At 62.7% G+C, this 20,578-nt stretch carries 22 protein-coding genes; 12 read left to right on the top strand and 10 right to left on the bottom strand.

The features are described 5' to 3' along the window. Positions 1 to 11 precede the first annotated feature (11 nt). Positions 12 to 395: a PilZ domain-containing protein gene (locus J2X67_RS26010; protein WP_309957773.1), complete on the top strand. Its 384-nt coding sequence runs from the start codon at positions 12 to 14 to the stop codon at positions 393 to 395. Here the strand turns inward: J2X67_RS26010 and J2X67_RS26005 are convergent. After that, entirely contained in the window at positions 306 to 1,109 is an 804-nt protein-coding gene (locus J2X67_RS26005; protein WP_309957771.1) for a hypothetical protein, read from the bottom strand. The two genes, J2X67_RS26010 and J2X67_RS26005, sit on opposite strands and share 90 nt — an antisense overlap. A 23-nt stretch (positions 1,110 to 1,132) precedes the next feature. Further along, positions 1,133 to 1,987, bottom strand: a complete 855-nt coding sequence (locus tag J2X67_RS26000) for a winged helix-turn-helix domain-containing protein (protein ID WP_309957769.1) — start codon at positions 1,985 to 1,987, stop codon at positions 1,133 to 1,135. A gap of 157 nt (positions 1,988 to 2,144) precedes the next feature. Between J2X67_RS26000 and J2X67_RS25995 the strand changes: the two genes are divergently transcribed. The 7 genes from J2X67_RS25995 (at position 2,145) to J2X67_RS25965 (ending at position 8,646) form a co-directional block, all read left to right on the top strand. Next, positions 2,145 to 2,561, top strand: coding sequence for a hypothetical protein (locus J2X67_RS25995; protein WP_309957767.1), 417 nt, complete (start codon positions 2,145 to 2,147; stop codon positions 2,559 to 2,561). Positions 2,562 to 2,571: 10 nt separating this feature from the next. Beyond that, positions 2,572 to 3,054 (top strand): hypothetical protein, encoded by a 483-nt coding sequence (locus J2X67_RS25990; protein WP_309957765.1) that lies wholly within the window; start codon positions 2,572 to 2,574, stop codon positions 3,052 to 3,054. A 54-nt stretch (positions 3,055 to 3,108) separates the two neighbouring features. After that, positions 3,109 to 3,972, top strand: coding sequence for a winged helix-turn-helix domain-containing protein (locus tag J2X67_RS25985; protein WP_309957763.1), 864 nt, complete (start codon positions 3,109 to 3,111; stop codon positions 3,970 to 3,972). 84 nt (positions 3,973 to 4,056) lie between these two features. After that, positions 4,057 to 4,569, top strand: coding sequence for a spore coat protein U domain-containing protein (locus J2X67_RS25980; RefSeq protein WP_309957761.1), 513 nt, complete (start codon positions 4,057 to 4,059; stop codon positions 4,567 to 4,569). Positions 4,570 to 4,575: 6 nt separating this feature from the next. Continuing rightward, a complete protein-coding gene (locus J2X67_RS25975) occupies positions 4,576 to 5,319 on the top strand; it encodes a molecular chaperone (RefSeq protein WP_309957759.1) in 744 nt (247 codons plus the stop codon). Positions 5,320 to 5,401: 82 nt separating this feature from the next. After that, entirely contained in the window at positions 5,402 to 7,630 is a 2,229-nt protein-coding gene (locus J2X67_RS25970; RefSeq protein WP_309957757.1) for a fimbria/pilus outer membrane usher protein, read from the top strand. A gap of 23 nt (positions 7,631 to 7,653) precedes the next feature. Beyond that, complete coding sequence (locus J2X67_RS25965) at positions 7,654 to 8,646, top strand: spore coat protein U domain-containing protein (protein WP_309957755.1); 993 nt, start codon at positions 7,654 to 7,656, stop codon at positions 8,644 to 8,646. A 6-nt stretch (positions 8,647 to 8,652) separates the two neighbouring features. Here the strand turns inward: J2X67_RS25965 and J2X67_RS25960 are convergent, their stop codons facing one another. The 3 genes from J2X67_RS25960 to J2X67_RS25950 all read right to left on the bottom strand — a co-directional run bounded on the left by J2X67_RS25960 (position 8,653) and on the right by J2X67_RS25950 (position 10,188). Continuing rightward, positions 8,653 to 8,988 (bottom strand): hypothetical protein, encoded by a 336-nt coding sequence (locus J2X67_RS25960; protein WP_309957753.1) that lies wholly within the window; start codon positions 8,986 to 8,988, stop codon positions 8,653 to 8,655. Between the two features lie 102 nt (positions 8,989 to 9,090). Next, entirely contained in the window at positions 9,091 to 9,480 is a 390-nt protein-coding gene (locus J2X67_RS25955; RefSeq protein ID WP_309957751.1) for a 5-carboxymethyl-2-hydroxymuconate Delta-isomerase, read from the bottom strand. Between the two features lie 6 nt (positions 9,481 to 9,486). Then, positions 9,487 to 10,188 carry an aspartate/glutamate racemase family protein gene (locus J2X67_RS25950; RefSeq protein WP_309957749.1) on the bottom strand — a complete coding sequence of 234 codons (702 nt, stop codon included), beginning with the start codon at positions 10,186 to 10,188 and terminating at the stop codon, positions 9,487 to 9,489. 71 nt (positions 10,189 to 10,259) lie between these two features. Between J2X67_RS25950 and J2X67_RS25945 the strand changes: the two genes are divergently transcribed. Continuing rightward, on the top strand, positions 10,260 to 11,051 hold the full coding sequence (locus J2X67_RS25945; protein ID WP_309957747.1) for an AraC family transcriptional regulator: 792 nt from the start codon (positions 10,260 to 10,262) through the stop codon (positions 11,049 to 11,051). A 44-nt stretch (positions 11,052 to 11,095) separates the two neighbouring features. Here the strand turns inward: J2X67_RS25945 and J2X67_RS25940 are convergent, their stop codons facing one another. Next, positions 11,096 to 14,056: a BTAD domain-containing putative transcriptional regulator gene (locus tag J2X67_RS25940; RefSeq protein ID WP_309957745.1), complete on the bottom strand. Its 2,961-nt coding sequence runs from the start codon at positions 14,054 to 14,056 to the stop codon at positions 11,096 to 11,098. A 1,335-nt stretch (positions 14,057 to 15,391) separates the two neighbouring features. Here J2X67_RS25940 and J2X67_RS25935 point away from each other — a divergent pair. Next, positions 15,392 to 15,790 (top strand): hypothetical protein, encoded by a 399-nt coding sequence (locus J2X67_RS25935; RefSeq protein WP_309957744.1) that lies wholly within the window; start codon positions 15,392 to 15,394, stop codon positions 15,788 to 15,790. A gap of 35 nt (positions 15,791 to 15,825) precedes the next feature. Here the strand turns inward: J2X67_RS25935 and J2X67_RS25930 are convergent, their stop codons facing one another. The 4 genes from J2X67_RS25930 to J2X67_RS25915 form a co-directional block, all read right to left on the bottom strand. Next, positions 15,826 to 16,443, bottom strand: coding sequence for a hypothetical protein (locus J2X67_RS25930; protein ID WP_309957742.1), 618 nt, complete (start codon positions 16,441 to 16,443; stop codon positions 15,826 to 15,828). 281 nt (positions 16,444 to 16,724) lie between these two features. Further along, entirely contained in the window at positions 16,725 to 17,312 is a 588-nt protein-coding gene (locus J2X67_RS25925; protein ID WP_309957741.1) for a hypothetical protein, read from the bottom strand. Continuing rightward, positions 17,309 to 17,890, bottom strand: coding sequence for a hypothetical protein (locus tag J2X67_RS25920; protein WP_309957738.1), 582 nt, complete (start codon positions 17,888 to 17,890; stop codon positions 17,309 to 17,311). The genes J2X67_RS25925 and J2X67_RS25920 overlap by 4 nt, the downstream gene beginning before the upstream one ends. Before the next feature lie 20 nt (positions 17,891 to 17,910). Next, positions 17,911 to 18,519 carry a glutathione S-transferase N-terminal domain-containing protein gene (locus tag J2X67_RS25915; protein WP_309957736.1) on the bottom strand — a complete coding sequence of 203 codons (609 nt, stop codon included), beginning with the start codon at positions 18,517 to 18,519 and terminating at the stop codon, positions 17,911 to 17,913. A 497-nt stretch (positions 18,520 to 19,016) separates the two neighbouring features. Here J2X67_RS25915 and J2X67_RS25910 point away from each other — a divergent pair, with 497 nt between their 5' ends. Further along, the gene (locus J2X67_RS25910; RefSeq protein WP_309957734.1) at positions 19,017 to 19,928 is read left to right on the top strand and encodes a hypothetical protein; all 912 of its coding nucleotides are present in this window, start codon (positions 19,017 to 19,019) and stop codon (positions 19,926 to 19,928) included. A gap of 19 nt (positions 19,929 to 19,947) precedes the next feature. Further along, positions 19,948 to 20,553 (top strand): hypothetical protein, encoded by a 606-nt coding sequence (locus J2X67_RS25905; protein ID WP_309957732.1) that lies wholly within the window; start codon positions 19,948 to 19,950, stop codon positions 20,551 to 20,553. The last annotated feature ends 25 nt before the right edge of the window (positions 20,554 to 20,578 follow it).

The raw sequence follows: 20,578 nt of genomic DNA, 5'->3' as shown, positions 1-20,578 counted from the left end.
GCGGGCTAAGCATGACCTCGTCACCCTCGCCGAGCAGTGCCTCGGCTGGCCCGCAGGGCCGGCCGACGGTTCTGCAGCTGGCATTCCGTGACAAGGCAGCGCTCGCTCTGGCTTACATCCCGTTCTTTTCCGAAGGCGGGATTTTTGTTCCCACCACGAAGCCATATCGCCTGGGCGACGAGGTCTTCGTGCTGCTGATGCTTCCGGAGGATCCTCAGCGGTATCACGTCGCCGGCAAGGTCGCGTGGATCACCCCGCCCAGCGCTGCGGGCAGCCGCACGCCAGGGGTGGGGGTCAGATTTCCTTCAGACGAGAAGTCGCGCCGGGTGAAGGAGCTGATCGAACACACCGTCGGGGCACAGTTGGCAGCCGATCGTACGAGTCAGACGATCTGAAGAATGGAGAACGCGCGGTGGGCGCAAGATCCAGCTTTCGACTTCTGAGCGATAGCGCTCTTCCATCTGGATAGACGACCTGACGAGGCTGGCTTCGTCAGCCTTTGAAATGAGCCCTACCTCGGCCAGGCGGGCCAGCCTCGGCTCGATCTGGCGGTGCAGCTGCCTCAACCAGATGCGCACGTGCTCGTGGGCTTGAGATCGGTCCCCCATGGCCCAGAGCAGTAGCGACAGATGGAAACGTGATCTCTGCTCGCACATGTACTCGACAACGGCCTCGGTGTTCGACAATCTGTTCAGCCAAGGCAGGGCCTCTGCGGCCACCCATTCATGGACCTGTGGAGCGAAATCATCGTTCGGACCGGCCGCATCGAATGACCATCGCGGGCCTTGCCGGGTGGTATCGAACGCGTACTGGAAGTGATGAAATGCAGTGTCGTAGTTCGGGGTTCTGAGAGATTGCGGCTGCCCCGAAAGCGCCAGTTGCACTGAGTGAACCAGGCATCTCGCGTCAGCGTACAGCGTGGCCTTCTCGCTTGTCCACCATTTGTCTCGGTAGAAAACGATCTCGTTCTCCGCAAATTTGTCCTCGCGGATAAATCGGCGCACGTTTGGGCCGAGTGCTTTTACCTTCTCGAACCCGGAGAGTGAGGGCGACACGGCAAAAACGCCATCCAGCATGATTCCGACGGACTTGTTGATCGAGCTCTTCATCGCGGATCACATTGCAGTCCAGGTCAGGCCAGTTCGAGAGCTCTAGGCAGGGCGTCGGCGCTGATAAATAGCGACCGATCGATGAGAGTGTCTTCATGCGCCGACAGCTCGAAACGTCTGAGCTGATAGCCGCGCCGATAGATGGGGATCAACTCGACGCCATTGCTTTCGCAAAGGTGCAACTTCCTGCGCAGATTGCTGATGCAGACATCCAGGACCCTGCTTCGATGGAATCCGGCCTTGGCCCCCCAGACGGTCTTCAGCAAGATGCCGCGTTCGAGCACGCGGTTCGCATTCTCGAAAAGAAGGAGCGCGACCTCGAACTCTCGTGGTGTGAGCTTGGCATCCTGCTCACGAATGAACGCCTTTCGACGCAACACGTTGAGCTTGTAGGCTCCGAAGGTCCGGTCGTTCTGCGGCCGCGGAGGCGGAGCGAGCGCCGGCCCGGGCCGCGACAGCAGACCGACCCAACAGCCAAGTTCCATGTCAGTGACCGGGACGGTGGCGAAGTTGACCTCCACGCGCCCCATGAACTGCTCTTTGGCGGTCACCAAGGCCTGGGCGAGCGCGGGCATCTGTGGCTCGCTCGCAAGCAGGATGATGGCAACGCCGGTGCGCGCGCATGCGTCGAGTACCGCGTGCCAGGGTGCCACGGGCAGCAAGGGCGTGAGCAGGAGGTCAAACCTGATTCCTTCTCGCGCAGCCGTCAGAAAGTCCGATGCGCTGGTGAATGGCACGACGAAATGCCCGAGGCGGCGAAGCCGGTTCTGCAGCGCCGCATCGCCGCTCTTTTCGCATTCGATGAGAGCGATCGTCGCCGCAGTCGTCGGGTTCGACATTCTGGAAAGCCGGCCGTAGTTCGAAGCTGCGTCAATCAATTCAGATCTCGAGAGTGTTTCGGTGAGGACATTCTCTCGACAAGTGATCGCCCGTGCGTCGTGCAGATGCAGGCTCGGCAGGCCCCTACCCACGCAGGATGTCCATCCTGTACCGCAGCGTAAACAATTCCGTGCGAAACAACCGGAAACGCTGCACATGTCCTTGGCACTTGGTCGATCGAAGGAAGTCGCAAGAGGCGAGGCAGACGCGTGCGACGAGGCGCCTGGCGGCCTGCGATGGTTTCGCAGCTGCAGTCTTCCGGGCCCGCGGTCGCGCGGTGCGGCCGAGCTTGCGAGCCTCGTGGAATTTGCGAGCCGGTCGAACCGCGTGTGTCCGAAACCGGTGTACTGGTCACGGCTCTACGCGATGTTGCTCGCCGGCTCGGCCGATCGTTCGAAGTCCCGGATACCACCGCCCCCGCCCATCCACGGCACCGAATGGGCCATCACCTCGTCGGTGATGAAACAGATGTGGCTGCGTGATCACCTCGAGTGGGCAGAACGCGCGTGCATGCTCGGGCTCGCATCGAGCTTCCTGAGAGAGATGCCCGAGGGCGATTGGTTCGTGGACTGAAGGCAGCCAGATGGAACACGCACAAGCCATCACCCTCAACGCGGCCATCACGCTGACGGCGATGAGCCGACGGACGCTGTGGCGCCGAGTCACCCACGGCAGCATCGCGACCGTCGGCCACTCTCCTGCTGCAAACAAGGGCCGCACCATGCTGGCCCTGTGCGACGTGGTGAACGCAGCCACCGTCGCGCTGGACGCAGAGGAGATCGCACTTGTGGTTCGTGCCGACGAAGGTGATGCGCAGGCACAGGCCGACGCCGGCGCGATGTTCTTCAACAAGGCGCAGTACAAATCGGCACTGTTCTGGCTGCAGAAGGCGGCGGTCCAGGGCAACGCGGATGCCATGCAGTGGCTGGGAACCTGCTACGCGTCTGGCGCAGGCGTCGAACGCGACGACAACCTGGCTGTGATGTGGATCGCCAAGGCTGCTTCCCTGGGCCATGTGATCGCGCGTGCGCAGATGGGACGCGTGCTGCCCTCTCGCTCCTCGTAATGGATGAGAGACGACCGAAATGACAAACGGAGCAATTTGTGCGGAGCTCAACCCATGAACGCGCGCGGACCTGATGGGCCGACGCCGGGCATGCCGACGGCCGCGCGCAAGTCGTTGCTGATCGCAGTTCTGGCTGGGAGCGATCCCGGTGAATCCTCGCTGCTGCATCGGCTGCGCGAACTCGGGCATTGCCCGATGTCGTTTCCTCGCCTGGACTGGTTCTTGGCAGCCTGTGAAAAGGGCCTCGAGTTCGATCTGCTGCTGACCCCAGCGCCGCAGCTTCACGCGTGGCAAGAGACGCTGTCGGCTTGCCGCGCGTTGAAAATACCCATTCTGCTGGTGACCCACGCGCTTCAGATGACCATGGTCGCCGATGCGCTGGCGGCGACAAGACACGGTGAGTCGGCGGGCGCGGCCGTCGATTTTGCAGTGCTGCCGGCCACCGATACCGAGCTGGTGTGCCGGCTCGATCTCGCGGCGCGATTGCGCGAAAGGACCGTGGCGACGCCGCGGCCTGTGAACCAGCAGTTCGGACCCTATCACTTCAGTTTTCCCCGTCGACGCGCGACTCTGCATGGGATCGACCGGAACCTCACGCCGCGCGAGTTCCAGATCGCGCTGGTCCTCTTCGAGAACGCGGGGCAGGTCGTGGAAAGAGAGCTGATGCACCGTCTTCTCTGGGGCAAGCCCAAGCAAAACGACCACAGCCGCGCGCTCGACATGTATGTGTCGAAGCTGCGAAGGAAGCTCGACCTTCGCGAGGCCAACGGCTTCGAACTGATTTCGATCTACAAGCGCGGCTACGAGCTCTTGCAGGTCCCGCCGGAGCCCGGACGCGCTCATGCCGACTCGGCACTGGCGATGAGCGCGGCTGTCGCGCGTGGCGCGATGTTCGACGTTTCCGAAGCGCTTTCCTGAGGAGGTGCCGTCCTGCCACTGCAGGAGTTACAACGTTTGGCTTACCTGACAAAGTCGCTGGACCACAATCTTCGAAGGCAAGCCTTGTTTACTCGACTCGTTGCCGCAGCCATGACGCTGTGCATTCCATTCGCTTCCCAGCAGGCCGTTGCAGACACCGTCACCGGGACGTTCCAGGTGAAGATCACCATCCGCGCGTCCTGTACGGTCACCGCCGGCGCCGCGTCAGATATCGACTTCGGAGCGAACCTCGGGAGCGCGACAAACCTTCAAGCTCAGAACAGCATCAAGGTGAACTGCTCCAAGGGTACGCCCTACTACGTCGGGCTTTCTCCGTCGAACGGCAACACGGCCGGGGCTGGCGTGATGGCTGAAACGAGCGGCGGCACGGACACCGTGGCCTACCAGCTTCGCTCGACGGCTGGCATGGCGGGAACGGTGTGGGGCAACACCGCCACGGCGTCGTCCGTTGGCAACGGTGTCGGCGGTGCGGGCAGCGGTGCCGACCAAGCCATTCCGGTGTATGCCACGGTGGCCAGCGCCAACTCGCGGCCGGGCAGCTATGCCGACACCGTGACCATCAGCGTTCACTACTGATCGCGAATGTCGCTACGCGCCTTCAGCGCGCTTGCCCTTGCGCTGTCCTGTTGTTTGGCGCCTGCACGCGCCGTCTCGTCCGGATTGCAGGTGAGCCCGGTGACACTGACGATCCAGCCCGACCAATCGGCGGACGGTGTCTGGGCCAGCAACGCAGGCATCAGCACGCTGCATGCACAGGTGCGCGTGTACCGCTGGACGCAAGAGGCTGGCGAAGACAAACTGCATCCCACGGAAGAGATGGTCGTGAGCCCGCCGATGGTGAAGTTGGGACCGAATGACCGGCAGCTTGTTCGCACCCTGCGCCCGGGTCCGCCGCCATCGGGCGCGACCGAACATGCCTTCCGTCTGCTGATCGATGAAATCCCTGCCGCCTCTCAGGGCCAGGCTCCCAGTGACGGTCTCAAGTTCCTGCTTCGCTATTCGTTGCCGATCTTTCTCGCGCCCAATGAGGGAGCTGCCCCCATGCAGCTGCACTGGTCGCTGGTCCTTCGGCGGGGTCGTCACATGCTGCAGGTCTTCAATGCGGGCGGGACGCACGCACAGCTCGCCGACGTGAGCTATACCGACATCCATGGCAGGCGCTCATTGCTGCATGTCGGGCTGCTCGGCTATGTCCTGCCCGGTGCAACCATGCAGTGGCCCATCCAAGCCAGCCCTGCCCGTCCGGACCATACCGGCGTCTGGGACGCCACGGTGAACGGCCGGGCGATACGGCCAACGGTCAAGATTGAGACGTTCTCTCCATAAGTCCTGCCTGCTCGCGGCCCTTCTTGCATCGCAGTGTCTCGCCGCATTCGCAGCGGGTGTGAGCAATGCAGAACTCGAGCCGATGCAGCTCTTTCTCGACACCACGGTGAACGGTGCGCATCGGGGCACGGTCCGGTTCGAGCTGCGCCGCGACGTACTGTGGGTACACGCCGCCGAGCTGAAAAGGCTCGGATTCAACTTGTCGACTTCGGAAGCCGAAATGCTGCGTATCGATTCGCTGGCATCCATGACTGTCGATTTCGATGCGTCGACGCAGACGATTCGATTGACGGCACCGATAGCTTCGCTTTCGCTGCCCACCACCGTGCTCGCGGCGAACGAGCCGGTCTCAGCCGTGGCCGCCTCGGGCGGCTCGGGCGTGCTGCTGAACTACGATTTCTACGTCATGCAAGCCGCGGGAACGGCACCGGCACTCAGCGCATTCACTGAAGCCCGGGCCTTCAGCGGAGACGCCGTGCTGAGCCAGACAAGCTTGAGCCGCGTGCCCTTGGACGCGGATGGGCGCGGCGCACAGCATCGCCGCCTCGACACCACCTGGAGCCGCTCGTTTCAGGCGGAGGCTGTCACGCTGCGCGTGGGTGACATCCTCACCGGTTCCCTCCCCTGGACGCGCACGACGCGTTTGGGCGGTGTGCAGCTGGCGCGCAATTTCGCGCTGCAGCCTTATCGTCCGACCGCACCACTGCCCAGCTATCTCGGCAGCGCGGTTCTGCCTTCCGCGCTCGAGTTGTACGTGAACGGAGCGCGCCAGCACATGAGCCAGGTGCCTGCGGGGCCGTTTCGTCTGGACGGCTTGCCGAGCCTGAATGCGTCGGGGAGCGCACAGGTCGTTCTCACAGACGTGCTCGGAAGGACCAGCGCGATGACTTTCCCCCTCTACGACGTCGGCAAGTTGCTGGCCGAAGGCCTGACTGACTGGTCCATAGAGGCGGGCGTCGTGCGGCAGAACTACGGTCTGCGCTCGTCCGACTATGGAAAAGACCTCGTCTTCTCAGGGATCTGGCGCCGCGGACTGACGCCGAGCTTCACGATCGAGGCCCATGCGGAAGGCACCCAGGCCCTGCGGATGGCGGGCATGGGCGGCGTGCTGCAGGCCGGCCCGCTCGGACTCATTTCTGGGTCTCTCAGCCACAGCCAACATGCAGGTCAATCCGGCACGCAGGCCACCGTGGCCTACAGCTGGATGCACGATGGGCTGAGCGCCTCGATGAGCACGAGCCACGTCTCTCGGGATTTTCGCGATGCCGCCAGTCTTCATGGCGCGTCGCATGCCCGCTCGACCGCCCGCGCCACCATCGGTTACGGGGCCCCGGGGATCGGAAACTTGAGCGCGAGCATGGTGCATCTCCATGGCAGAGAGCAGGACAAGTCACGCCTTGCCAGCTTCAATTGGCTGCTACCGCTCGGCCGCTCGCTCTCGATGAGCATTGGCGTCGCGCGGGACCTTTCTCGACGGGACGGCCGCAGCGTGTCGCTCAATCTCAGTTGGGATCTCGACGCCACACGCGGGATCAACCTGGGCGTCCACCGGGAGGGCAACCGGACCTATGCGTCGGCCGACGCACGCAGTTCCGAGCCTTCGGACGGTGGTTGGAGCTGGCGCATGGCCGCGAGCTCGGGAGGACAGGACGCCGGTCGTGCAGAGATCGGCCACGCCGGCCCGTACGGTCGGCTGAGCGCCGGCATCGGTGCGGTGGGAAAGCAGAACGAAGGTTTCTTGAGTGCATCAGGATCGCTGCTCTACATGGACGGCGAGGTGTTCGCGTCCCGCAGGCTCGACAACAGCTTTGCCGTTGTGTCGACAGACGGTCTCGCCGGAGTGCCAGTCATGCTCGAGAACCGCCTCGTCGGAAAGACGGATGCTCACGGCAAGCTTCTCGTGGCGCCGCTCAATTCATATCAGAAGAACCTGCTCGGCATCGATCCGATGCAACTGCCTGCCGCCGTGCGGGTCGATCGAACCCAGGTGCACGCGGTTCCCCCCGACAGAGGGGGCGCCATGGTGCGCTTTGCACTCCCTGCCCCGCGCGCGGCCTTGGTCGTGCTTGTCGACGAGAGCGCATCCCCGCTGCCCGCCGGGACCGAAGTGCGCCGCGACGGATCGGCGGATCCGCTCGTGGTGGGCTACGACGGGGAACTCTACATTGAAGGCTTGCAGCCCGCGGGCAACGGATTGACCGCCGACACGCCTGGCGGCCCCTGCCGCGCCACTTTCGCACTTCCGCCATCGGCGCCCGGCATTCCCCGCGTCGGCCCGCTGAGATGCGCAGGTGCATCCGCGCAATCCTGACGATCACCAACGGAGAACCCTCCATGTCCCGGCTTTCTCGTCGACTGTGCGCCTTCATTCTGCTGCTGATGGTCGGTGCCGCTGCGCCAGCGTTTGCCCAGGGCTGCTCGAGCAGCGATTTCATCATGGACTTCGGCAATGTCAGTCCGACGGCGAACAATGATCTCGTGGCGGTCGTGCCGATCAACTGCCGCTCGAATGGAAAGCCGACGTATTTCAAGGCTTGCCTGATGATCCCCGAGAGCACCGGCGACAACGCCGGCATCAATCCGCGCAGGATGAAGGCGTGGAACGGCTACCTTCCATACAACCTCTACACGGATCCGGCACGCACTCAGATCATCGGCCCTCCACCCACGGGTGGGGGGTACGCGGTCCACACGCTGGACCTTGTGGCACCCGCGTCGCCAGCGGTGACAGAATCGCGCTCGTTCATCGTGTACGGCCGCGTTCCTCCGTTTCCCGTCTCCACAAACGTCGGGGACTATCAGGCCCAGATCAGCGGCATACGGATCTACTACGCGTGGAGCAACACGGCGCCGCCCAGCGACTGCTTTCAGTCCATTCCGCAGGCCTATGCCACCGTTGGGTTCAGGGGCGCCCGGGCGCGCGTCGCGAGCGCCTGTGCCATCAGGCTGGCACAGGCCACCGATCTCAACTTCGGCAATGTGGACTCCCTGGAGAGAGCGCAACAAGCCAATTCGACCATCGTGCTGGAATGCCCCGGCAATGTCGCTTGGCAAGTGGGCCTGAGCGACGGGGTGAACGCCGCCGGCGTCGGGCGGCGGCGCATGGCCGGTCCCGCGCCGAACTATCTGGCCTACGAACTCTACCGCGATTCGGCACGTACACTGCGCTGGGGCAGCGACATAACCGGCGGCACCGACATCGTGAGCGGTTCTGGCGACAGCCACGGGAGCCCGGCCGTATTGCAGGTGTACGGCCTGGTACCCGTGCAGGGGCATCCTGAGCCAGGCATCTACACCGACACGGTGGTCATCACATTGAAGTACTGAGGGGTGCTATGAGGCTCGCCGCGGCGCCGCGTGATGGGCGCGGGGCTTGACGGACCGCGGAAGCCCGCCCTCGAACATCGCGTCGATCTCCCGCATCTCCCGCACTGCCGATGCTTCTCCGTCCAGGCCGCTCAGTATGCTCATCACGTCGGCTCGCAGGTACCACAGTGCTTCAATGTCGATCGCATACGAGATGCGCTCGGCAATCTGGGTGACTTGAGGGTCACCGCATATCGGCAGGCTTTCCAGCATGGCGCTGCGGACAAGTCGGAACTGCTCATCCCTCTGTGCCGGTGAGGAAGCCCGCGATTTCATGAGACGCAGGAAGGATTGCTTGAACATGGGAGGTCGTTTTTCTGGCTGTAGGCAGGAAGATTCACGTGAATGCCTAGTGCCCAACGGTACCGCCGGGCTCCGCCATCGAAAATCCTGCTGATGCTGTAATCAGGTGTTGCCTTCTGCCAGAAAGCGCGCTTCGCCGAGCACCGTCTTCGCATAGCTTGCGCGATGGATGTCGATGACCTCCACGGTGACCTGGACCTCAACGATGGCCTGGAGCGTCGAGCAGCCCAGGATCGCCTTGAGCACCGACTCGGACAGCTCCTTTTTCGTCTTATCGCTCCTGCCTTCGAGAATGGACAGCTGGGCAGCCACAAACCCTCGCCCCCGCGAACGGGTGCCAACTTCATAGCTCTCTATCCTGAGTGCCCGGCTTTTGATGTCCGCCTCCTCGAAGTGACGGGAGGCGGCCAATGCGTTATTCACGGCGACAAGGCACGAAGTCGCATCGAAGCCCCCGAGGTTCGCGCTGTAGTGCAAGGCGAAATGCGGCATGGGTGCTCAGCGCCGCGGGCCCAGTGCAAAGTCCACGGCCGACTGCGCATGCAGCGCGGTGCTGTCCAAAAGCGGCAGGTTGCTGTGTTGGGCCTGGATCAATAGCGTGATCTCCGTGCAGCCCAGAATCACCGCCTCGGCACCCCGAGCCTTGAGTTCATCGATCGCACGGCGATAGAACGATCGAGAGCTCTCGCGCACTTCGCCCTTGCACAGTTCCTCATAGATGATCCGGTGCACCTCTTGCTGCGAGTCGCTCGGAGGGACAATGACCTCGAGGCCGTAGGATCCCGAAAGGCGATCCTTCAGGAAGGACTCGCGCATGGTGAATCCCGTGGCGAGCAGTCCGACCTTGCGGCAGCCCAGCGCCTGCGCCGCACGCCCTGTGCTGTCTCCGATATGCAGCAGTGGCAACTCGCAACTGCGCTCGATCTCGTGCGCCAACTTGTGCATGGTGTTGGTGCACAGCACCAACGCTTCAGCGCCGCCCGCGGCCAACCGCCTTGCACTGTCTCGCAGAACGGCCGCCGCAGTGTCCCAGTCGCCGTCATGCTGCGCCTGTGCCACCGGTGCAAAGTCGATGCTGTGCAGCAAAAGATGCGCGGAGTGCAGCCCTCCGAGACGCCGGTTGACCTCTTGGTTCATCAGCTTGTAGTACAGGGCGGTAGACTCCCAGCTCATCCCGCCGATCAATCCGATTGCTTTCATTTCAACGCCTGAAGTTTGGAAAGCCGGCATGGTGCCGAGGAACGCGCGGAGGTTCTATCAGGAAATTGCAGATGCTCGACGCCGCACCTTTGCAAATCGAATTGCTCCCGCGCGCCGCTTACAGCGCCTTGGACAGTGTCGATGGGTGCGTGCTGGGTATCGCGATGGAGCCCCAGCGGGGGGTTCACGCCATCGACTCCGATCGTCGGATGGACTTCCAGAGCCGTTTCGGCGAGATGTCCTTCAAGCCCGCAGGCATGGCCGTGTTCTCCGAATCGCCCCAGGGCGGCGAATATCTGTTGGTGCGCACGCGCGCCGCCGACACATCTTTCGTTCAGGATCGCCCCCAATGGCTCGCTGACAAGCAGACGCTGAGCTGGGCGTGCCGGCTGCGTGCGGCGCTGACAAGTGGCACCGCCAGCTGGGACCAACTGTCCGGGCTTGCGCAGGGCTTTGTGTTCCATGCATGGTCAGCCGCGGGGAATGTTCCACCTGCTCAGGACAAGCTCCGCCGCGCTTACGAGCCGGTGGCGCTATGGGTCGAGCGGGCCCTCGATGAAGGCCGCCATGCCGATCTGCGGCTGGAGGTTCTGGCCGGTCTCACCGAGGAAAGTGTTTTCCAGTTCCTGCGTGGTTTCTCGAGGGCGTTCGGCTTGACACCGCACGCGTATGTGGCCGAGCGGCGCCTGCAGCAGGCCCGCCGCATCGCGGCGGATCCGTGGGTGCCCCTCGCAGAAGTGGCCGCCGCGGCGGGCTACGCGAGCCAATCGCACATGGGCGCCAGCTTCCGGCGGATGCTGGGCACGACGCCGGCCGAATGGCGTCTGGGCGCCTGCCGGGCCCGCATTTCGCGCACCGGCTAAGGCCCCGCCCGGCCACGGCGGCCCCTTTCGCAGGCGCCCCAACTTCAAGTGTGGGTCGACAGGCTCAGGAGCATCGCGCACACCCGGGAAAAGGTCCAATCCTTCGCGCGCTGGCGAGCTTGCTCGCGCTCGGCCTCGCTCACGCCAAGGTTCGACAGGCGCCGCTCGAAGATGACCCGGTCGGTGCGACGAAATTCCGGCTGATTCAATGCAAACTCCAGCACGGCGAGGCCCAATTCCCTATCCCGGAGCAACACGATCGCGAACACACCCAACGCGCCGACACAGCGCATCGCCGCCGGAATATTGTTGACCTGTTGGCAACGGACCAGCGCATCGCGGCTCACCAGCATGGACTGAAAGTGGTCCCCCGCGGCATCGAGCGCGGTAGCGACCGCAAAAAGGCTCTCGCCGACCTCATGCTGGTACGCACCGGCTCTGAAGGTTTCGAGCGCTGCCCTCGCGGCGAACATCTGGGCGGCCGGATCGCGCAGGCGGTAGTAGGAGTAGCTCATGGCGCGCTGGCTGGTCGCGACCTGGTAGGTGTCATCCATTTCCTGGAACACGGCGATTGAGGCTTCGAGGAGCTTCACGGCGTCCTGCGGTCGATCCGCCGCCGTATTGACGACGCCGAGCTGCTGCAACGAGCGGCCTTCGATGTGGCGGGCCTGGTGCTTGGCCGCGAGTTCCCGGTTCTCCTGGAGATACGCCAGCGCGGTCGAGAGCTCGCCAAGCGCGTAGTGGCATTGAGCGAGCTCTTCGATGACCACCATCCGAAGAAAGACATCATCCGCCTCGGCGCTGCGCAAGGCAAGATCCGCGTGGCTCAGCGCGGTGTCGTAACGCCCCCTGAACCAGTAGATGCGCGCAAGGCCGACGTGCAACCACGCGAACACTGCTCCTACGGGCCCCAGGGAGAGCGTGGCGCGGATCTTTTGCTCGGCTTCGTCCATTCGACCGAGCCTGATCGATGACGCCGCATGCCAGCTCGCCAGCCTGTGGGCAATGCGCCCTCGCGCGCCCGCGCGAAGCGCATAGTCGGAGAGCTCGACCGCGTCCTCGAACCGGGATGCGATGAAAAGGAACTGGTCCATATTGGGCAATGCCCTGCCGATCAGCTCATGCTCGCCGGTGTCCACGGCAAAGCGCCATGCGTGACTGAGGTCGTCGAAGCACGCCTTGAGTTCGTCGATGCGTCCCGACTGGAATTGTCCCGGCTTCAACGCCGGCGGCGCCGCCACCCGGTTCAGGAAGAAGGCGGCGTGACGTTGCCGGGCTTCCAGGAGCGCCCCCTCGCAGGCGTGTGTTTTGATCAACTCGCGCAGCAGCGGGTGCAGTCGGAAGCTGGTGGGTGCGACACGTTGCAGCAGCGACTTTCCGATCAGCGACATCAGCGCCGATGCGGTCGCGCCCGCGATGCTGCGACCCATCTCGATGCTCAACGACCCGACCACCGTCGAAATTGCGGTGAGCACATGTCGCTCGCTCGAAGTCAAGCGTCTCCAGGTCGCTTCAAAGACGGAAGTCATGCTGCGACGGGCCAATGACTGGCCGTTCGTGGCTGCATCGATGAAGAGTGGGTCTTTTCGAAGCTCTTCCAGAATCAGGCGGACTGGAAAAAGGGGGAGCCAGCTCGCCGCCAACTCGATCGCCAAGGGAAGCCCGTCCAGATAAGCCACCAGCTCCGCCACCTGCGGGCAGTCGCCCGGCGCAACGGGATGCCCCATGCGTGACGCCAGCACTTCGAACAGGCGCGCCGCCGCAGAATCGGCCCCCTTCGCGTCGAGTCCAGCAAGTGCGAAGATCCGCTCGTCCGGCAGCTTCAGCGGTTCCCGCGACGTCACCACGAATCGAAGTCCCGCAGAGGCTTGCAGAAGCGTCGAAAGAAAGCCGCGGTGCTCGCCCAGCTGCTCGAAATTGTCGAGGAACAGGACGAACCTGCGCACCCGCAGCCACTCGACCAGCTGATCCTCGATCGGTCCATGCTGGGGCGGCATGTTCAGTGCAGAGGCGATGGCAACGCGCAGACCGTGGCCCGACTCCACAGGCAGAAGGTCGATCCAGGCCGATGGCACCGCCGCATCGCAGACGAATCTCTCGTAGATGGTACGGGCCAGTCGCGTCTTCCCGACTCCGCCGAAGCCCGAGATCGTCACTAGCCTGCAATTCGCATCGGCAAGGCTCAGTTCGATGTCGCGAAGTTCCGCTTCACGGCCCGGGAGCTGTGGCAATACTGCGCCCAGGGTGGAGTGCTCTCCCGCTTTTTCGGCGGCCGGGAACTCATGTGGCGAACCGTCTTCGGGCATCGCGGCGGCGCCGCGGCCGGCAAGTTGCTCGTGGATAGCCACGGTTTCGGGTGAAGGACGCTTGCCCAACTGGGTCGCAAAAAGGCGGCTCAGCGTCTGGAACGCTGCCATCGCCGTGTGCTGCTCAAGCTGACTGCGCGCATTGGCGAGCAGGAATTGCACCGCGTTCTCGTCCAGGGGATCGTGCTCCGCAAGGCGGCGCATGAGGTCCACCCGGTCCGCCCCGGTGCGGTTTCTCGCTGCGGTGATGGCGGCCATGAGTGCAACGCTCAACCGCCGCCACAGCCGCACCCGGCACTCGACGAACCATTCGTCGAGGAAGGGCAGGCCGGTGGCCTGCAGGCCAGTCAAATATGCCTCCTGCTGCAGCGCGATGGCGCCTGTCCAATCTGCCTGGTCGAGCGCATGCTCGAATGCTCGAACGTCGCACTCGCCGCTCCAACGAATTCGAGTGTCCTCCACCACCAAGGAACTCATCGAGGGAAAGAGTTCGTGTGTACGGTGCAGGAGGCGGCGAAGGTAAGCGCGAGCCGTGTGCGCATTGGCATCCGGCCGCAGAACATCGGCCAGCGACTCCCGCGAGACCCAGCCCGGTTGGCTGGCCACATAGGCAATGAGTGCGGCGGGCCGGTTGTCCCCCAGCAGATCGTGGTGACCGCTTTGTGCAAAGCGTATCGAGGGCGTGCCAAACAACCACAAGCTATCTCGCAAACCGCCCCTCCCGCACTGCAGTCAAGAATGCCTCATATCGCACCGTCAAAGTTCTCCATGAAGGTAAGAAGAAAGTTAGAGAAGTTTACGCTGCATGTACATCCATCCTGTGCGTGCCGGTGCATTACCCGCGCCGGATGGCGCGCGTGTTGAGCAAGAAGGCGCGGCCCCGCCCTCCTCATGCAACCGCACGAGTCCGGATTCCCGCCGCTGAAGGCAGAATTGGTTTGCCGCTAGCGGAGCTCACCGTGAATGGCCACGAAGCCTGGTATGTTGATTTTCAGGTGAGACATACGCAGGCTTCACCTTATACAAGCGGACTTCGCCTTGCTGCGAACTCCGAGAGGCATGGGCAGGGTTCGCGTCGTGCGCGTTTCCCCGGAATCCTTACCCACGGGGACGGCAGAGACCCTGCCTGGTGCTGCTACCCGTGCAGGAAACGGGGTGCGCCAATGCCAGACAGCCATGTGCGCCACATCCAAGGCGCACGTGGGAGAAAAGCTGTTGATGTCACCGCCGCCGATTGCAGGTTTTCGTCGCCCAGGGCATCCTGAGAACGAACGCAGTCATCGGTAGAGGGTGCCGGCACTGGAATTACCAAAGAGCCTGCGCCGCGGCACGATGCAATCACGACAGGCGAGGAGCCGGGGTCTCACATAAAGCAGTGTTGACCGGGTGCATTTTCAATTGATCGCGGCGCTAACCCGCTTCTACCGCCGGCCCCTCTGCTCCGATACTAATGCGACGGTAAGAAAGGACCAGACCTGCATGGGCAGGAGGATATCCTTTTGCATCCAAGCGGGTGCTCGCAAGCCAGGTCGAAATTCTGAAGATATGAGCTGCGAGTGTCGGATCCCCGAAGTCGCCCGATCAACACGCTTGGTGGCACGTTGGCCGAAGCGCATCGGGTTCGAAATATTGTCATGTGGCTCTGTCACAACCATCGTCACTATTCGCATGCTTCGCCCACGGCGGCCTGCTGTCATTTCGCGGTGACCCGTGGATGCGCAAAAGGTCGCTCGCGATGCAGGCCGCCCGAGGTGAACGACGCGCCCAAGGGAAGCTCACATCCGAAGCGGGCCGAGAAACAGCGGCTCCCGGGTTACGGTGAAATGGCTCGTCCGAGCGCTTCGACAGTCATGGACGTTGGTCGCAAGTGCGTCAACCCGGTCCCGGCCCATGCAAAGGTAGGAGCACGAGATGCATTGCTGATTCATAGACTCGACGGTACCGGTCTGCCACGCTTTCGTCACCTCCGGCCCAACGTCGATTCATATGCCCAGATTTTTCACCCGATACTGTCATTCACTTCTCGCTTGTGCATTGAGCTTGTCGCTCGCGGGATGTGAAGATGAGAAATCGAGCGGACTTGCCGCGCCTCCCGGCATCCAGGCACCGTCCTCGACCGCCGAAGAGTGGGTCGGGAAGGCCGACGACTGGGGACTGCGCCTGCGACTCGAGAGCACCGAGCTAAACGGCACGAAGTTTCAGCAAGGTGAAGCCACCACGACCAAGGCGGATTGCATGCCCAGAGGCAAGATCTCCGGCAACACCAACGCGAACGGCGGCGTGAACTGGATTGTCGTCTCGGACAACATCGAGTTCGTCATATCGGGCACCATCATTGGTGACTCGATCAAAGGAACATTCGAAACACGCGGCGAGCTCGAGCGATGCAACATGCGAATTCCGGTGACCCTTACTCGTCAGCCAACATCGTGAATTGCACGATGCGATGAACGCGACGGTTTGTGTGCCTACGGCAGCAACAGTCGCCCATGTTCCGGCACCCGCGCTTGTCGCCGGAGCCCGTCGACGGTGTAGACCACCGTCAGCGTCTTGGGCCTGCCGGGAACGGGATCGGTACCAAGAGTGTGATTCTCGACGGCCATGTCAATCCGGCCGCCACGAACCATCGCGCGGACGACGTCTGTCACTTCGCGGGAACGCCGCCCCGAACCATAGCTCGCGGCCAAGACCGTGACCCTCTCTCTTGCGTCAGAGATCCCGTCATCCCAGCGGTGCCCCCGCCCATTTCGATCGCCCCAGCGTCCCTCGCTCCAGCCGTTGAAGTGGGAACTGTCGATGAAATCTTTCTCTTGATATTCGAAGACACGCGTTGCACGATTTCGACCACGGGCATAGATCCGCAAGGCCTTGTGTTCCCCTACAGCGGGGTCTTCCCCAAAAAGCTCGTTGGAGATTTGTATCCGGCGCTCGTAGCGCGCCAACTGCTTGAGGCGTTCAGTCACATCGATGTTGCGTGTCGCCGTTCCATAACGAGCTTGCAAGATCTGGTATTCCCCTCGGTCATCCCGCCTTCGCGCGAGGGCTGGTTTCGACGGGATGACGGCTCCGATGAGCGTGACGGCCAAGGCGGCGAGAAACTGTCGGGAGTGCATGCTTTTTCGGGAGAATTGTTGAGAAAAAAACTCGGCGCCCGCGACGCCGCTGGGTGGCGGAAGCCATTGGCGACGATTGAGGCCGCAGAGAACGCCCGGTCGACCATCGCAGAACTATTGGTCCACAGATACTCTTCGGATGCAGGAGATGATGACTGGCTTCTAAAAAGCGCATTGCGGCCGAAGCAAATCTGGTGAAGGCGATTCACCATGACTTCCCACTCGCGACGGCCGGCCAACCGCCACTGGCGGAATCAGCGGAGCGGGCACCTCTTGTCTAAAAAGAGGGCGACGACATGCTGGTGTCGCGCCTCCTCGAAATACAAGGCCTGTTGAGCGTCCATCGCCTTTTGCATCGAACTTTGCGCGGCGCTGGTGGAAGACGACTGGCCAGATGACACGGCGCTTGCTGCATCGCTTGCGAGGCCCACCGCAAGCCCGCCAAGGGGGCCAACCCCCGGAATCATTGGCAAGAACGAAGTTGCAGCCTGGAGCCCCGTGCCCGCGTAAGAACTGGGCACAGCCGACAATTTGTCGATCTCTGTCGCTGTCGCGCCCGCAATATCCAAGGCATCCGCCATCGTCTGCTGGTGCGACTGAATCATGCGTTCGAGCGACTGAGCTTCCCGTTGCAGGTCGCCGCAAGCCATCGACCCGTCCGTCGCGCGATGAACTCCCGGAAGCGAACCAGGCATCTCGCCGTCTTCTATGCGCGACACTTTTGGAGCACCTGGAACCTGTCCTGAAGCCAAAGTGCAGGCAACAAGAAAACCAAGGAACAACGCCGATCTCTTCACTTTTTTCTCGCCTCTCACTCGGGCAGATGCCGCGTGCTGCTTCATGGCGCAACGCCTGCACAATGGTTGCGCGTATGCAGCTCGCGCAAGTGGTCGCGCCTGGCCGCAGTTGCATACTGAATCATCTGGAGTTTTCCGGTCTCCATCACCGAGCGCAGGGCGGCAGCATGCGCCTGCGCCGACATGGCGGGTACAGCAGGCGTCGCAACGGACCGCGTGATCACGCTGGATGCCAGGTTGCCAGCAATGGGAACCGCCTCGAGGACTGTCACGGCTGCACCCGTCGCCAAACTGCTCGCCGGCGGCGCGGGGATTGTTGCTCCCGCAATCAACTCGCGTTGAGCGTGTTCGACACCGGTCGCCGCGGAGTTGGCTTGCTGCGCCGTCCCTGCCGAGAGACGATCCAGCTCGGCGACCCTCGACTGAAGCTCGGCACACGACAGCGTTCCGTCAGTCAGACGCTTGATCGACGAAACCGCGCGGACATGCTCTTCTGCAGGCAGCGTCGCCCTTTGCACTTCTTGCGCCCCGACAGGTGTCGTTTGGCAGCACGCGGCCGCGTGGAGCAGCGCAATCGCTGGGGCGAGAGCGAAGCGGACAATGGAACGCTTGCGAATCGACATCGGGAAACTGGGCCTGTCCATCACGAAGGCCGCGTCGCAATGAGGGACGGACGCCCGGCGAGCGCCTCATGGTGTGCGGTCAGTTGCGGACGTCCATGTCGCCAGTTCAAGTGAGCAAACCGGAAGTCCAGATACCCCAAGGCACACGCCATTCCAATGTCGGCAAGGGAGGGCATCGGGGTTGCCACATTGGCGGCAGAGCGCTCCAGAAAATCCAACGCCTGCGTGATCTTCTTCTCGTAGGCTGCAACCCACTCCTTCCATTGCACGGCCTCGGGCCTGAGCCCGATTTCATAGCGCACGACCATGGCCGCATCCATCAATCCCTCGGCGACGGCGGCGCGTGTTCGCATCGCCCAAAGCTCCGCGCCGCTTGGAGACAGGGCCGGCGAACCGTAGACATCGAGCAGATAGTCACAGATCACGCGGCTGTCCAGAAGGACTTGTCCATCCTCCAATAACAGCGTCGGCACTTTTCCGAAAGGATTGTGCAGATTCGCGACCGCGTCGTGCGTCGTCGGCGTGACCGTGGCTGCAACCAGTTCCAGCTGCTCGACAATGCCCAGTTCGTGCGCGAGCACGAGCACTTTGCGCGCGTAGGGAGAGAGGCGTGAATAGATGAGTTTCATTGGAGATCGTTGCGCGATTCATCGTGAAGGCGCATGTTGTGAATGAGCTTTGCCAAGGATCCAGTGCAAGCGTCTTCAGGTCGCCAATGTCATGTACGCCGCCGGTGCTAATGCGTCGATGGAAAGCATGATGTTGATTGGAGCCAGGCAATTGACGAGCTGCGATTCCCACTCGGTTGAGCCTCGAAGCCATGAGGCAAATTCGCAGGGTACCTTGAGCCTATCGGCTCGGACAGCTGCGTTTGCATGATTTTCATTGCCATCGCTCTGCGGTATTCGTCTGTCGGTGCTCGGCAGCGATTGGCCCTGCCCACGATCATGTGTCGCGGCATTTGTGCAGGTTTTCTGCCAGCGGCATGTCTATCGGAACGCACCGCGCAGGTCCACTGATGAGACGTGCGTCTATTCGATGCGGTGCACGACGTCAATCCGCCAAAGGCGGGCCGCCCCGCAGCGCCTGTGCGAGGAAAATTGAGTGCTTTTCGAACGCTTGAACCATGCAACCGAGATCTCTTCTGGCGCCCCTGTGCGCCGCCGTGCTGCTCGCACTCGCAGGCTGCGCTTCCAACAAGGCTACCAACGCTGCGGCTACGGAGCCTCCACCGCCCAGCTCTTCTGTCGACCCAGCACTTCAGCCGGAGCCACTCGCTTCCAAAAAGCGTGCGGATCTCGACTATGAGCAATTGAAAGCCGCTGTGAAGAGTCGTACTTCCAGTCCTCGCTGGCGCGCAGCACTCATCGGCAAATCTGTGCATCTGTCGCTCGTGCGCTCAGAGAGCTCACGAGACGCCGCGCAGTATCTTGTCGATCCGGATGACCGGATCGTCTTTCGCTGTCGCAAGAATGCATCGTCATCGTCTTTCCAAGGCGGCGATCTGGTGGCGCGCGTACAGGATGCGCGATATGAATCCAAGGCCAGGCGCACCCTGATCGATCTGGACGACTGCGGCGCAGCTCCAAAGGACGCAGCCAAGCCTGTCGAGGCAACGACGTCGGCGACATTCGGTGCTGCCGCTCCCTCCGGCACACCGAAGCCCGGCATGGACGCCCAAGGCAATGTCATTGACTCCTCTAAGGTTGAGTCCGGAAGCGGACGCCTCGTGAAGGGATTGAACGACTACGAGGGAGAGATCACCGGCAGGCCCGCGCGTGGGAGCAAGTTCGGCAGCCTGCAGATCGGCATGAGCGTTCGCCAGGTCAGCGAGGTCGTTGGCCAGCCCACCGACCAGGGCGCCTACATGACAGGAAAGGCGTGGATTCCCTTCTACATGGGAGCGGACCGCCACCGTTTCGAGATGACCTACAAGGGTCAAGGCCGCCTCATCTTCGCGGGCGGTGGCATCGGAGACTTCTCCAACGGCCATTTGATCTGGATTATTCACAATGCCAATGAGCCGGGCTACCGCTGAGTCTTCAAGCGCCGGAACGATGAAAAGCCTCATTCGGCGCCGGGTGATGCGCACCGCCTTCCTGGCGCTCCTCGTTAGCGGGGGGGCACTGGCGCAATCGAGAGACATCCCGCCGGAGTTCAAGACGCCGGGGCCGGTATGGCGCTCTGGCGCCCTGAGTCCCACCGTGTCGTACGACCGCGCAAGCGGAATGGCAAAGGCGCCTACCGGTGGCGCACAGGTGCTGCATTTCGAAAAGGACGGGCCGGGCACCGTCACGCAGGAGACCTTCCTGCAAGCGACAAGCCCCGCGGGGCAGGTAAAGTCGAGCTTGACCACGGTCCGCGCGACGGTCGCGGTGGGGAGCGTCACTGACGACGAGGGCACCACCGCAAAGACGCTCACCCTGACACCGGTGAGCGGGCAGTACCGCATGTCCGACAACGGCATGGTCACCACGCGCGAGATCGCTCCCGCAGAACTCCACTCGTCGAAATTCCGCAAGACCTATGCGGTGATCCGCATGACCGATCCCAACTACGGCCGCCCGCAGGAAGCCTTGCTGTTGATCGATCTTGGCGAGAACAAGAAGGTGGACAACACCGACGCCGTGATCAAGTTTTTTCCGCACCACGTTGAGAAGTGATTGCATTGGCAACAACGGTGCATGT

This window comes from Variovorax sp. 3319 (assembly GCF_031456585.1).
GTDB lineage: Bacteria > Pseudomonadota > Gammaproteobacteria > Burkholderiales > Burkholderiaceae_C > Variovorax > Variovorax paradoxus_P.
This window is presented reverse-complemented; position numbering and strand designations above follow the sequence as displayed.